Origin of the sequence: Nonomuraea sp. KM90 (assembly GCF_052246675.1) — a bacterium.
Lineage (GTDB): Bacteria > Actinomycetota > Actinomycetes > Streptosporangiales > Streptosporangiaceae > Nonomuraea.
This window is the reverse complement of sequence record NZ_JBQQCB010000035.1, coordinates 19,615-32,897: the sequence shown is the minus strand read 5'-3', so window position 1 is coordinate 32,897 and position 13,283 is coordinate 19,615. Positions and strand designations below refer to the sequence as shown.

The window sequence follows — 13,283 nt, the reverse complement described above, 5'->3', positions numbered from 1 at the left end:
GGGGCTAGCCCTACCATTCACCGGCACACCAGACCCATTTCGCGACCCCGCCACCGGTCAATACCGTTATGGACATGAAAGTCCCCCGTCCGTGGTCGGCACGGGCCTGGCTCGACACGGCCCACGTGATGATCGGCGTCCCGGTCGGCGTGCTGCTCGGCGGGCTGACGCTCGTGCTGGCCGTGGTGCCGCCCGTGCTGGTGCGGGCCGTACCGGCGTTCACCTCGGTGCAGCGGTCCAGGTTCGACGCCTTCCTCGGGGCGCACATCCCTCCTGTGCCCTCCCCGAGCAGCTGGCGGCACCCGGCGACCTGGCGGCAGATCGGCTACCACGTGCTGTCGCCGTTCGTGAGCGCGGCCGGGGCCTTCCTGGTGGCGGTGGTGTGGGGCGGGGCGGTGGTGGGACTGCTGGCCTTCCTGCCGCCGAAGCTGCAGAAGCCGCCGCTGGAGTTCGTGTTCGACCTCAGGGACGGCCGGGTCCTGGGCGTGTTCATGACGGTGGGGTTCGTGCTGCTGCTCCTCGCGCCGCTCCTGGCCCGCGGCATGGCGGCGCTGGACCTGTCGGTGGCCCGTACGCTGCTCGGGCCGAGCCGCTCGGAGCTGGGGCAGCGGATCGAGACGCTGACCGAGAGCCGGGCCGGCGTGATCGACGCGGCCGACGCGGAGCGGCGTAGGATCGAGCGGGATCTGCACGACGGCGCCCAGCAGCGGCTGGTCTCCCTCGCCATGAACCTCGGCCTGGCCAGGGCCACCCTGACCGATCTGCCCGACTCGGCCCGCGAGGCCATCGAGCAGGCCCACGAGGAGGCCAAACAGGCGCTCAAGGAGCTGCGCGACTTCGTCCGGGGCCTGCATCCGGCCGTGCTCAACGACCAGGGTCTGGACGCGGCGCTGTCGGGTGTCACCGCCCGTGCCCCTTTCCCCGTCAAGCTGCGCGTCGACATCGAGCGGCGTACCTCTCCGACCATCGAGGCGGTGGCCTTCTTCATCGTGTCCGAAGCACTGACCAACATCGCCAAACACGCGGCCGCGACCCGGGCCGAGGTGAACGTGCGGCGCGAGCGGGACCGCCTGCACGTGCTCGTCTACGACGACGGGTGCGGCGGCGCCCGGCTGGACGGCGGGACCGGACTGCGCGGCCTGGCCCAGCGCATCGACGCCGTGGACGGCGCGCTACGGCTGTCCAGCCCGCTGGGCGGACCGACGACGATCGAGGTGGAGCTGCCGTGCGAGTAGTGCTCGCCGAGGATTCCGTGCTGCTGCGGGAGGGGCTGATCCGGCTCCTGGACGCCGCCGGCATGGAGGTGGTGGCGGCCGTGGACGAGGCCGAGGGGCTGCTGCGGGCGGCCGAGGAGCACCGGCCCGAGCTGGTCATCACGGACGTCCGGATGCCGCCCACGCACACCGACGAGGGCCTGCGGGCCGCACTCGTGCTGCGCCGCCAGCGGCCGGGGCTGGCCGTGCTCGTGCTCTCCCAGTACGTCGAGGAGCGCTACGCCGCCCAGCTGCTCGCCTCCGCCGCGACCGGGGGCGTCGGCTACCTGCTCAAGGACCGGGTGGCGGACGTGGCCGAGTTCATCGACGCGCTGCGCCGGGTGGCCTCGGGCGGCACCGCGCTCGACCCCGAGGTGGTCGCCCAGCTCCTGCTGCGCGGCAACAGCGACCCGCTCGAACGGCTGACACCCAGGGAGCACGAGGTGCTCAAGCTGATGGCCGAAGGCCGCTCGAACGCCGGCATCGGGCAGGCCCTGGTGCTCAGCGAGGGAGCCGTGGGCAAGCACATCGGCAACATCTTCAACAAGCTCGACCTGTCGCCCGCCGAGGGCGACCACCGTCGCGTGCTCGCCGTCCTGCAGTTCCTCAAGATCAGAAGTCTGCCATGAGGGGCGCGTGGCTGACGGCGGGCGCCGTGGTGACGGTCGCCGCGCTGGTGCTGTCCAGCGTCGGACTCTGGCGCGGGTTCGCCAGGGCCAGGACGCCGACGGACGTCACCATGAGGTCCATCCCGTTCGAGTACCCCGAGGTGCGGATCAAGGCGGGCAAGGGCCAGGTGAACCTCTTCATCCTGTCGGGCCGGGCGGGCGAGCTGCTCATCCACAGGTCGCTGCGGTGGTCGCGGGACCGCCCGACGGTCACCGAGGACTGGGACACCCGCACCAGGACGCTGCGGCTGGACGCGGTCTGCCCCGGCTTCGACCAGCCGACGGGTCCCATCTGCCAGGCGGACTACATGCTGTACGTGCCGCCGGAGACCGACCTCGAGGCCGGCACGTCCGGCGGCGACCTGATGGTCGACGACCTCTTCGGCGACGTGCGGCTGACCTCCGTGTCCGGCGACATCCGCGTCCGCTCGGTCTCCGGCGACCTGTGGGCCAGGACCGGCACCGGCCTGGTCGACGCCAAGGAGCTCAGCGGCGGCGGGAAGGCCGACGCGGAGGTCGGCTCCGGCGACGTGGACCTGTCGTTCTCCGACGTGCCCACGGAGGTCAAGGCGGTGGTGCGGACGTCGGGCGACGTCAGCGTGAACGTGCCGCGCGACGTGTACGACGTGACGACGGTGGCCGCCAACACCACGATCAACGTCGAAAGGAAGCCCGGCACGGCCCGGAAGATCACCGCCAGGGCACCGGGCGGCGCGGTGTCCGTCATCGCCGTGTGTTGCGAATGAAGATCCACGCGATCCCCAAGGACTGTTTACGCGTGTGACTGGTTGGTAAGTTCCCGGCATGGAGTCTGCGAAGCACGCCGGTGACGCTGCCGTCGCCGTGTCCAAGGCCTATGGCGTCGAGACCATGTTCACCCTGTCGGGAGGGCACGTCTTCCCCCTCTACGACGGCGCGGTGCACGAGGGCATGCGCATCCTCGACGTACGCCACGAGCAGAGCGCGGTCTTCGCCGCCGAGGCGACGGCCAGGCTGACCAGGAGCCCCGGCCTGGCGGTGCTGACCGCCGGCCCCGGCATCACCAACGGCGTCAGCGGCGTCGCCACCGCCCACTTCAACGGCTCGCCGGTCGTCGTCATGGGCGGCCGGGCACCACAGTCGCGCTGGGGCAGCGGCGCCCTGCAGGAGATGGACCACCCGCCGCTGCTGGAGCCGATCACCAAGCTCTCCTTCACCGCGGCCGGCGCCGACTCCGTCGGCCAGGACGTCGAGGTGGCCTTCCGCACGGCCGTCGCGCCCCACCGCGGCCCGGTCTTCCTCGACTTCTACATGGACCACCTGTTCTCCCCGTCGCCGGTGCACGAGGTGCACACGCAGACCCCCTCCCCGTACGAGCCCGACCCCGACGACCTGGCGAGCATCGCGCGCCTGCTGGCCGAGGCGGAGCGCCCCGTGCTGGTCTACGGCTCCGACGTCTGGATGGACCGCGCCGAGGAGGCCGCCCGCGACTTCGCCGAGACGTGGCGGCTGCCGGTCATCCCCAACGGCCAGGGCCGCGGCATCCTGCCCTCCGGGCACGAGCTGCTCGTCACCCGGGCCCGCGGCCTCGCCTTCGCCCAGGCCGACCTGGTGATCGTGGTCGGCACGCCGCTCGACTTCCGCCTCGGCTACGGCTGGTTCGGCGGCAAGGACGGCTCGCCGCTGGCCAGGGTGGTGCACATCGCCGACGCGCCCTCGCAGCTCGCCACGCACATGCAGCCGGCCGCCTCCGCCGCCGGTGACCTCTCGGTGGTGTTCTGGAGCCTCGGCGCGGCCTGCGGGGAGGCGGGGGTCAAGCCGGACTCCTACTCGCCGTGGGTGTCGAAGCTGTCCGCGGCCGCCGCCGCGGCCATCGCGGGCGACGCCGACCTGCTGGCCGCCGGCTCCGACCCGATCCACCCCATGCGCGTGTACGGCGAGCTGGGCAAGGTCCTGGCCGACGACGCCGTGGTGATCGGCGACGGCGGCGACTTCGTCTCCTACGCCGGCAAATACGTCGAGCCCAAGCAGCCCGGCAACTGGCTCGACCCGGGCCCGTACGGCTGCCTGGGCACCGGCCTGGGCTACTCCATCGCCGCCCGGCTGGCCAGGCCGTCCTCGCAGGTGGTGCTGCTGCTCGGCGACGGCGCCGCCGGGTTCTCGCTGATGGACGTCGACACCCTCGTACGCCACCGGCTCCCGGTCGTCATGATCTGCGGCAACAACGGCATCTGGGGCCTGGAGAAGCACCCCATGCAGATGTTGTACGGCTACGACGTGGCGGCCGAGCTGCAGCCCCAGTGCCGCTACGACCAGGTCGTGACCGCACTGGGCGGCGGCGGCGAGCTGGTCACGAAGCCGTCGGAGATCGGGCCGGCGCTGCGCAGGGCGTTCGACTCCGGGATCCCGTACATGGTGAACATCGCGACCGACCCGCAGGTCGCCTACCCCCGCAACACGACGGGGGTGTGAGCGGCCCTACGGCTTGGGCGTGGGGGTCGGGGTGGGCATCGGCGAGTTCTCCGGGCAGACGCCGTCCACGACGACGAGCTTGACCGGCTTGCCCTTCTCGAGCGCCACGCCGCCGGCCGGCACGGTCTGCGTGATCCTGCCGCAGCGCAGGCCGTTGGTCGTGCTGGTCTGGTCGTCGACGCGCGCCTGGAAGCCCGCGGCCTCGATCCGTTCCTGCCCCATCAGGAAGTTCATCCCGACCACCTTGGGCACCAGCGCCTTGTTCCCCGTCGGCGTGGGGGTGCCCGACGGCGACTTCGTCGGCGACTTCGTGACGCTGGGCGAGGGGCTGGGCGACTCCTCCGGCTCGTCGGTCTTCTCCGGGGTGGGCGTGATCTTCGGCGTCGGCCGGGTGGTGGCCGGCTTCGGCTGCTGCCTCGTCTCCTCCGGCTCGGGCTCCGACGTCTTGACCTGGGGCTTGCTCGTCTTCGGCGTGCTCTTCGAATTGCTCATGGACTCGCCGGTCATGGTCGGCGTCGGCTCGCCGGTGGTCATGCCCGTCAGGGCCACCGCGGTGGCGCCCGCGCCGAGCACCACGGCCGCGGCGATGCCCGCGATCAGCCCGGTCCGGCGCGGCGCCTTGGCCGCGCGCCGGCTCCCCCCACGGCGGTCGCTGACCGCCGTGTCGTCGTGCGCCATCCTGACGCCCGTCTGGTAGGGGTTCGGGTCGTGCTGCTGGCCCGCCTGGTGCAGCCCCTGGTGCTGGGCCTGGTGCTGGGCCGTCTGCGGCTGGTACGCCTCCGGAGGCGGCGCCATGGTGACGCCGGTGGACAGCTCCGGCACGGCGGGCACCTGGCCGCTGGCGATCGCGCGGGCGGCCTCGCTCATCGCCCGGGCGCTCGGGTAGCGCCTGGCCGGATCCTTGGACAGGGCGATCTCCACCAGCGTGCGCACCGCCTGGGGGATCTCCTGGGGCAGGGGCGGCGGGGCCTCGCGGATGTGCTTGAGCGCGATCGTGACCGCGCTGTCGCCGTCGAACGGCCGCTGGCCCACCAGGCACTCGTACGCGACCACGCCGAGCGCGTAGATGTCCACCGCGGGCGTCACGGGGGCACCCTCGGCCTGCTCGGGTGCGCAGTAGGCGGCCGTGCCGAGCACCATGCCGGCGTCGGTGAGCCGGTTGGCCATGTCTGAGCGCGCGATGCCGAAGTCGGTGAGCACGAGCGTGCCGTCGCGCTGGACGAGCAGGTTGCCCGGCTTGACGTCGCGGTGCACGATCCCGCGGTCGTGCACGGCCTGCAACGCCGACGCGGCCTGCGCGATCAGCTCCATGGCAGGCTGCGGCGGGATCCGGCCCAGCCGGCCCAGCAGCCGGTCGAGCGGTTCGCCGTCGACGAACTTCATCACGAGGTAGACGGTGTCGCCGCTGACGCCGTAGTCGTAGACGTCGACGACCCCGGAGTGGTTGATCGTGGCCATCGCCCGCGCCTCCCCCTGGAAGCGAGCGACGAAGCCGGGGTCCTCCATGCGCCCAGGGAGCAGCACTTTGACGGCGACGGTGCGTGCGAGCACGACGTCCTCGCCTCGCCACACCTCGCCCATGCCACCGGCGCCGATGCGGGTGTCCAGCCGATACCGCCCCGCCAGCGTCGTCCCTTGGGCCACCATGATTCCCCCGCTACCCCCCTACCTCTGTAACCTCTCCCACCCCGCGGTTCTCCAACAAAGCGAACTTTTATCGCGGTGAGGTAACACAGTGGTCACGGAACTCAGAGAGTGTACGACTCACCTGTCCCACATGCCACTTAAATGCCTCAAGCCGTACAAAGCCTATCCTGGAGCCTTACGCCCGCACTTGTCCGCGTTTCCGGGAACTCGGCGACCGTTGGTGGCGCACAATATGGCCCGCCATAAGCTTGATCTCATGACGCTCGCTCCCGGTCTCCGCTCGCAGGTCCTCATCATGGTCGAGATGGAGGACACCGCCAAGCGGATCGGCAGCGGCGACGTGCCGGTGCTGGCCACGCCCAGGCTGCTCGCGCTGGCCGAGGCGGCGACCGTACGCGCCGTCGAGCGGCACCTCGCACCGGGCGAGACGTCCGTCGGCACCCGGGTCGAGCTCGAGCACCTGGCCGCCAGCCCGCTCGGCACCCACGTCCAGGTCAGCGTGGAGCTGACCGAGGTCGACGGCCGGCGCCTGGTCTTCGCCTTCGAGGCCCACGACAAGCACGCCGTCGTGGGCAAGGGCACGATCGAGCGCGTGGTGGTCGATCGCGCCAGGTTCCTGGCCCGCGCTACTCGATGACGGCGATCAGGTCGCCTTCCTGGATCACGTCTCCCTCGGCCACCTTGAGCTGCGCCACCACGCCGTCGTCCTCGGCCAGCACGGGGATCTCCATCTTCATCGACTCGAGGATGACGAGCGTGTCGCCGTCGGAGACGCTGTCGCCCTCGTTGACGACGACCTTCCAGACATTCGCCACCATCTCTGCGCGTACCTCAGCCACCGGGACTCCCCTCTTCCAATGAATCAACGATCTCATGCGGTCCAGGAGCGCATCCGCGCGACCAGACCCGTGTCGTAGTCGCCGGTGGCGAACTCCGCGTTCTCCAGCAGCTCTGCACAGAATGGCAGGTTGTTCTTCGGTCCCTCAACGGTGAACGCGGCGACCGCCTTGCGCCCCTTGGCCAACGCGTCCTCCCGGTCGGCGCCGTGAACGCAGAGCTTGGCCATCAGCGGGTCGTAGAACGGCGTGACCGTGTTGCCCACCTCGTAGCCGGAGTCCACGCGTACGCCGTCGCCGGACGGCTCGTCCCAGATCGTGATCTTGCCAGGGCCGGGGAGGAACCGCTTGGGGTCCTCCGCGTAGACGCGGAACTCGATCGCGTGCCCCCTGGGCTCGGCGCGCACCTCGGGGCTCTCCCCGGCGGCCACCCGCAGCTGCAGCTCGACCAGGTCGAGCCCGGTGACCAGCTCGGTGACCGGGTGCTCCACCTGCAGCCGGGTGTTCATCTCCAGGAAGACGAAGTCCTGCTCGTCGGCGTCGACCAGGCACTCGACCGTGCCCGCGCCCAGGTAGCCGACGGCCTCGCCGGCCCGCACGGCGGCGGCCAGCATGCGCTCGCGCAGCTCGGGGGTGATGCCCGGCGAGGGGGACTCCTCGACGACCTTCTGGTGGCGGCGCTGCACCGAGCAGTCGCGCTCGCCCAGCGCCACGACCCGGCCGCCGGGCAGGCCGAGGATCTGCACCTCGACGTGGCGGGCCCGCTCGACATAGCGCTCCAGCAGCACGGCCGGGCCGTCCAGGGCGTCGCCGGAGAACCGGGCCGCCGCCCTGGCCGCCTGCTCGTACGCCTTGGCCAGCCCCTCGTCGTCGTGGGCCACGCTCATCCCGATGCCACCGCCGCCGCCCGCGGTCTTCACCATGACCGGGTAGCCGATCGCATCGGCGGCCCTGAGCGCCAGCGACAGATCGGTGACCGGCGCGCGGGTGCCCGCGGCGACCGGCACGCCGGCGTCCTCCATGAGGTTCCTGGCGTTGATCTTGTCGCCCATCCGGTCGATGGCCTCGGGCGACGGCCCGATCCAGACCATCCCGGCGTCGATCACGGCACGGGCGAACGCGACGTTCTCCGCGAGGAACCCGTAACCGGGGTGGACCGACTTCGCACCCGTCGCGCGGGCCGCCTCCAGCACCTTCGCGATGTCGAGATAGCTCTGCGCCGGGTGGGCCGGGCCGATCAGCACGGCCTCGTCGGCCTCGCGCACGAAGGGCAGGTCGGCGTCGGCCTCGGAGTGGACCGCGATGGCGCGCAGCCCCATCCGCTTGACCGTGCGGATGATCCGCCGCGCGATCTCCCCCCGGTTGGCGATCAGAACGGGTCCGAGCGTCTCGATAAGCACGCCGACCACCCTATGACCGCGACCGGCTTGACCCCTTTCCCCCTTAACCACCGATCCGGTGAGCACGATCTGTAGGAACCCCACAAAGGCGGCCCCCTGGAGGCCGGGCAGGCTGTAGAGGTCAGACCCGCCCGCGGTCGATCACCCGGGCGAGCGCCTCGACCGCATGGGAATCGTACGCGCTCCCCGAGGACAGGCGGATGCGCTCCAGCGCGGCACCCCCGCGGTCGCGGTCGGTCGACGGCCCCACCAGGTCGTCGTAGGCGTTGGCCACCTTGATGATGCGGCTCGACAGCGGCGGGTCGTCGGTGACCGAATCGCACTGCCGGCTGACCACCTCGGCCACCCGGTCGAGCACGCCCGTCTGCCTGATCACCTCCGCGCCCAGCTCGGCGATGCGGCGGGCCTGCTCGGGCTCGGTCAGCACGGTGGCGCCGCCCGGGATCGGGTCGCGCAGCGAGAGCTGGCCGATGTCGTGCATCAGCGCGGCGTATTCGAGCTCGAGCAGCTCCGGCTCGGCCATGCCCAGCTCCCTGCCGATGGCCACGGCCAGGCGGCTGACCCGGCGCGAGTGGCCGGGCTCGACGTAGCCGCCGACCTCGGTGACGCGCGACAGGGCGCGGACGGTCTGCAGGTAGGTGGCGCGGATCCCGGCGTATTTGCGGAAGGCCACCTGCGTCACCAGGAGCGGCGCGGCGAACACCAGCAGCGCCACCAGGTCCATGCTGTGCGTGGCCAGCGCCAGCAGCACGCCCGACGAGGCCACGGCGGCCCCCAGGGGGAAGGCCATGTTGAGCTCGTCGCGCACGGCCACCCTGAACGCCGTACGGACCTGCTCGGCCCGCAGCATGGCGGCGATCAGCACGTCGATCAGCAGGGTGATCGCGATGAGCGTGACCATGACCACGAGCGCCGGCCACCAGGTCCTGGTCGGCTCCTTCGTCAGCTCGTAGAGCGGGCCGGCCAGCGGCCGGAAGGCGAAAGCCAGCAGCGCGCCGGTGAGCAGCCGCCTGGCCATGGCGTCCAGGCGCGGCGGGCGGCCCACCGCCAGGTGCGGCAGCGCTCCCGCGATCATGCCGACCGCGATCACGGCGACGACCTGCAGCGCGGAGTGGCTCAGCGGGTTCTGGCTCAGGTCGAGCAGCAGCGTGTAGCCCAGCGCGGCGGCGGCGCCGATCGGCGCGACCTCCCGGTTGCCCGGCATGGTCAGCCTGGCCAGCTCGCCCACCGCGATCAGCGCCCCGAACCCGACCGCGATCTCCGGGCGGTCGAGCCCGACGGCGGCGGTGTGCGCCACGCCCACGAGCGCGACCAGGCCCGCCGCGCAGATGAGCAGCAGCTGCCCGGAGTCGAGCCTGCGCAGGACGGTGTTCACCGACCGATCGGTACGCCTGACGCGCTCTGTGGTGATCATGGCCCCATCACGACCTGGATGGGCATGGTCGGGTCGTCGTGGTCCTTGATCGGGGTCTCGGTGGCCTCGGGCGGCGGCGGGTCCACGCGACGCGGCGGCTGCCACGGCTCGCGGTCGAGGGCCCGGATGAAGGCCGCCACCATCACGGGATCGAAGTGGGTGCCCGCGCTCTTGCGCAGCTCGTCCACGGCCTCGGGGACCGGCCTGGCGCCGCGGTAGGAGCGGTCGGAGGTCATCGAGTCGAACGCGTCGGCCACCGCGATCACCTTGGCGAACTCGGGGATCTCGTCACCGGCCAGGCCCATCGGGTAGCCGGTGCCGTCGTGGCGCTCGTGGTGGTGCATGATCCCGGCGTACGCCTCGTCGAGGAAGCCGATCCCGCGCACGATCTCCAGCCCCCGCATCGGGTGGAGCTGGATCGCGGCGAACTCCTCCTCGGTGAGCGGCCCGTCCTTCTGCAGCACCTTGGTCGGCACGCCGAGCTTGCCGACGTCGTGCAGCATGCCCGCGTAGCGGATGGCCCGGACCCGATCCAGCCCCATGCCGATCTCCTGCGCGATCATCGAGGAGGCGTGCGAGACGCGCGTGCAGTGGCCCCTGGTGTAGTAGTCCTTGGTCTCGACCGCCTGGCAGAGCGCGGCGATGGTGGCGTCGTAGGAGCGCTGCTGCGCGTGATACTGGCCGAACGCCCAGCGCGCCACGAACAGCGGCAGCAGCACCAGCACGGCCGAGATCGACGCCACCGTGGCCCACAACCCCGCCACGAGCAGCCCGAAGGTGCCGTATCCCAGGTAGGACAGCAGGAACTGCGCCATCCCCCGCAGCGGCACCTCGGTGGCCCGCACGTGGGTGGCCAGCCCGATCATGGTGAGCGTGAGCGCGATGTTGAGCGGCACGAAGACCGCGGTGGCGGCGGCGTAGGGGCCGATGAGGTCGTCGAACGCGTTGACGCCCGGCACTCCCACCTTGCCGTGCAGCGCTTCGTACACCCGCCCGGCCACGTAGCCGCAGATGGCGAACTGGGCGCCGTTGAACAGCCGTTTGACCAGCGGCAGCCCCGGTCGCACGCTGAGGACCGCGGTGAGCCCCACCACCGCCGCGCCCTCCGGGCCGATCAGCACCACGGCCGCCAGCGAGGCGGAGAAGCTGACCGACACCGCGAACTGCTCCACGTTGAGCAGCGTCGGCATCGACTCGCACACCAGGAACAGCAGCGCGAGGACCAGGAGGATGTCGAGGTCCTCCGTGGCCACGGGCGTGCCGGAGACGATCACGTCACGTGCGATGAGAGCGGCCGCCGCGCCGATCACGGCGACCAGATAGACCCTTGCGGGCCACGGCAGATCACGCATTGCGGCCCCCCTACGGTGTTCAGGTCCAGGACACCCCGGGAGGAACCACCCCGCCGACCACCATGACCACCGGAGTGATCAGCACGATGGCCGTGAGCAGCCGGGCGACCGTCACCTTCAACATCCACATGCCTCCACGTCGACTTCTGGGGTTCACGCTACAGAAGACGGCGCAACCGCATGGGCGGAGTCGGAAATCGCAAGCAAAGCGTAATCAATCAACTACCTGGTGCGACGCGCGGCAGCCCATTCGACGGTCTTCTTCAACCCGGTGGGCAGGTCGGTGCGCGGCTGCCAGCCGAGCCCGTCGTGGGCGGGCACCGGATCGACCGCCATCGCCGGCAGGTCGCCCGGGCGCGGGGGCGCGAAGCCGGGCTTGTCCTGGGCGCCGGCCGCGTCGGCGATCAGCGAGTGCAGGCGGCGGTCGGTGGTCTGGATGCCGGTGCCGAGGTTGAACCGGCGGCCGTCGCCGTCCTGCCCGCACGCCCGGACGAAGCCGTCGACCACGTCGTCGACGTAGATGTAGTCGCGGGTCTGGGTGCCGTCGCCGTAGAGGACCGTGGGCGTGCCCTTGAGCAGGGAGTCGGTGAAGATCGACACGACTCCCGCCTCGCCGTCCGGCGACTGGCGCGGGCCGTAGACGTTGGAGAGCACCAGCGTGGTGTATTCGATGCCGTGCAGCGCGCGGAACGTGGCGAGGTAGATCTCGCCGCTCAGCTTCGAGGCGGCGTACGGCGAGCGCGGGTCGGTCGCCGCGTCACCGGGCACGGGGATCGTCGCCGGGCGGCCGTAGACGGCCACCGACGAGGCGAACACCACCTTGCGCGCGCGCCCCTCCTGAGCCGCGGCGAGCACGGACGCGGTGCCCTCGACGTTGAGCCGGGCGTCGTGCGCCGGGTCGGCCACGCTCTTGCGCACGCTGATCTGCGCGGCCAGATGGCAGACCACCTCCGGCCGCAGCTCCGCCATCAGGCCGGTGAGGGCCTGATCGCGGATGTCCATCTCGTGCAACCTGAACCGGTCGCTGGTCGCGGCGCCGGCCAGGTTGTCCCTGCTGCCGGAGGACAGATCGTCCACCACGTCCACCTCGTGGCCGTCGGCCAGCAGGCGATCGACGAGATTCGAACCGATGAACCCGGCACCCCCGGTGACCAACACGCGCATGGGGTGAATCCTAGTCGGACAGCTCCGACCTCACCTGCGCGATGCGGGCCAGCACCTTCGAGCGCAGATCCGCGGGGACCGGGTCACAACCGCAGTGCTTGGCCACGAGCGCCTTAATCGCCTTGTCCAGGTCGTATTCCTGCAGGCACGGGCTGCACTCGTCGAGGTGCACGCGGATGCCGGCGACGTCGCCCTCGGTCAGCTCACCGTCGAGGTAGGCGTAGACCTTGTCGAGCACTTCGCGACAGTCGGTGTCGTGCGGGTTGCCACAGCTCATTTCGATCCCTCCGCCGGGACCAGGCCACGCTCGCGAGCATAGTCCTCAAGGAGGCCCCGCAGCTGCCTGCGTCCCCTGTGCAGCCTCGACATCACGGTCCCGATGGGAGTGCCCATGATGTCGGCGATCTCCTTGTAGGGGAAGCCTTCGACGTCGGCCAGGTAGACCGCGATCCTGAACTCCTCGGGCAGGGCCGCGAGGGCCTGCTTGATGTCGCCGTCGGGGAGATGCTCGAGCGCCTCCACCTCGGCCGACTTCAGGCCGCTCGAGGTGTGGGACTCGGCCCGCGCGAGCTGCCAGTCCTCGATCTCCTCGGTGCCCGACTGCTTGGGCTCCCGCTGCTTCTTGCGGTAGCTGTTGATGAAGGTGTTGGTCAGGATCCGGTAGAGCCACGCCTTGAGATTCGTGCCCTGCTGGAACTGATGGAACGACGCGAACGCCTTGGCGAAGGTCTCCTGCAGCAGGTCCTCCGCGTCCGCGGGATTTCGGGTCATCCGGAGCGCGGCGGAGTAGAGCTGCTCGAGATACGGCATGACGTCGCGCTCGAATCGCTCGCTTCGCTGCTCCAGCGTCTCCGCGCCTGTCGCGGGCACCGGACCCACCCCCCTAAGATCACCGGTGGCCGGCTGTGGCGGAACACCGTACTCAGGGGAGGATACCCGCTGGCCCGTGACCAGTCGGTCAGCGGGCTGGGGGTCGACCAATGTGAGCATGCTCGTCGCAACACGCCCGCGCCCTTGTCTGTTCCCGCAAGATAGAAGGTACGAAGGACCCGGTGCGGGGAACGTCATACGTACCGGCTGGTAGCCCTTTTTCCGGAA

General features: G+C 71.0%; 13 protein-coding genes. 5 read left to right on the top strand and 8 right to left on the bottom strand.

Annotated elements, in window-relative coordinates; genetic code table 11:
- The first annotated feature begins 74 nt into the window (after window positions 1-74).
- From ACTWPW_RS29640 to ACTWPW_RS29625, 4 genes are read left to right on the top strand one after another with little or no spacing between them, the layout of a single operon-like run.
- Window positions 75-1,235, top strand: a complete 1,161-nt coding sequence (locus ACTWPW_RS29640) for a sensor histidine kinase (protein ID WP_375118626.1) — start codon at window positions 75-77, stop codon at window positions 1,233-1,235.
- Window positions 1,226-1,882: a response regulator transcription factor gene (locus ACTWPW_RS29635; RefSeq protein ID WP_364125839.1), complete on the top strand. Its 657-nt coding sequence runs from the start codon at window positions 1,226-1,228 to the stop codon at window positions 1,880-1,882. The genes ACTWPW_RS29640 and ACTWPW_RS29635 overlap by 10 nt, the downstream gene beginning before the upstream one ends.
- Window positions 1,879-2,667: a DUF4097 family beta strand repeat-containing protein gene (locus ACTWPW_RS29630; protein WP_443170572.1), complete on the top strand. Its 789-nt coding sequence runs from the start codon at window positions 1,879-1,881 to the stop codon at window positions 2,665-2,667. The genes ACTWPW_RS29635 and ACTWPW_RS29630 overlap by 4 nt, the downstream gene beginning before the upstream one ends.
- 58 nt (window positions 2,668-2,725) lie before the next feature.
- The gene (locus ACTWPW_RS29625; protein WP_443170571.1) at window positions 2,726-4,372 is read left to right on the top strand and encodes an acetolactate synthase; all 1,647 of its coding nucleotides are present in this window, start codon (window positions 2,726-2,728) and stop codon (window positions 4,370-4,372) included.
- A 6-nt stretch (window positions 4,373-4,378) separates the two neighbouring features.
- Here ACTWPW_RS29625 and ACTWPW_RS29620 read toward each other — a convergent pair whose 3' ends face one another.
- Window positions 4,379-6,019 (bottom strand): protein kinase domain-containing protein, encoded by a 1,641-nt coding sequence (locus ACTWPW_RS29620; RefSeq protein WP_443170570.1) that lies wholly within the window; start codon window positions 6,017-6,019, stop codon window positions 4,379-4,381.
- A gap of 256 nt (window positions 6,020-6,275) precedes the next feature.
- Here ACTWPW_RS29620 and ACTWPW_RS29615 point away from each other — a divergent pair, with 256 nt between their 5' ends.
- A complete protein-coding gene (locus ACTWPW_RS29615; RefSeq protein WP_375118630.1) occupies window positions 6,276-6,656 on the top strand; it encodes a thioesterase family protein in 381 nt (126 codons plus the stop codon).
- Here the strand turns inward: ACTWPW_RS29615 and ACTWPW_RS29610 are convergent.
- The 7 genes from ACTWPW_RS29610 to ACTWPW_RS29580 form a co-directional block, all read right to left on the bottom strand.
- Window positions 6,646-6,858 carry a biotin/lipoyl-binding carrier protein gene (locus tag ACTWPW_RS29610; protein WP_443170569.1) on the bottom strand — a complete coding sequence of 71 codons (213 nt, stop codon included), beginning with the start codon at window positions 6,856-6,858 and terminating at the stop codon, window positions 6,646-6,648. The two genes, ACTWPW_RS29615 and ACTWPW_RS29610, sit on opposite strands and share 11 nt — an antisense overlap.
- A 32-nt stretch (window positions 6,859-6,890) precedes the next feature.
- Window positions 6,891-8,255, bottom strand: coding sequence for an acetyl-CoA carboxylase biotin carboxylase subunit (locus tag ACTWPW_RS29605; protein ID WP_443170568.1), 1,365 nt, complete (start codon window positions 8,253-8,255; stop codon window positions 6,891-6,893).
- A gap of 121 nt (window positions 8,256-8,376) precedes the next feature.
- Window positions 8,377-9,669, bottom strand: a complete 1,293-nt coding sequence (locus ACTWPW_RS29600) for an HD-GYP domain-containing protein (RefSeq protein WP_375118633.1) — start codon at window positions 9,667-9,669, stop codon at window positions 8,377-8,379.
- Window positions 9,666-11,021, bottom strand: a complete 1,356-nt coding sequence (locus tag ACTWPW_RS29595; protein ID WP_364125818.1) for an HD-GYP domain-containing protein — start codon at window positions 11,019-11,021, stop codon at window positions 9,666-9,668. Before ACTWPW_RS29595 ends, ACTWPW_RS29600 begins: the two co-directional genes overlap by 4 nt.
- A 222-nt stretch (window positions 11,022-11,243) precedes the next feature.
- Entirely contained in the window at window positions 11,244-12,185 is a 942-nt protein-coding gene (locus tag ACTWPW_RS29590; protein ID WP_443170567.1) for an NAD-dependent epimerase/dehydratase family protein, read from the bottom strand.
- Window positions 12,186-12,195: 10 nt separating this feature from the next.
- Complete coding sequence (gene rsrA, locus ACTWPW_RS29585) at window positions 12,196-12,462, bottom strand: mycothiol system anti-sigma-R factor (protein ID WP_364125813.1); 267 nt, start codon at window positions 12,460-12,462, stop codon at window positions 12,196-12,198.
- A complete protein-coding gene (locus tag ACTWPW_RS29580; protein WP_043624264.1) occupies window positions 12,459-13,064 on the bottom strand; it encodes a sigma-70 family RNA polymerase sigma factor in 606 nt (201 codons plus the stop codon). Before ACTWPW_RS29580 ends, rsrA begins: the two co-directional genes overlap by 4 nt.
- Window positions 13,065-13,283: the final 219 nt, after the last annotated feature.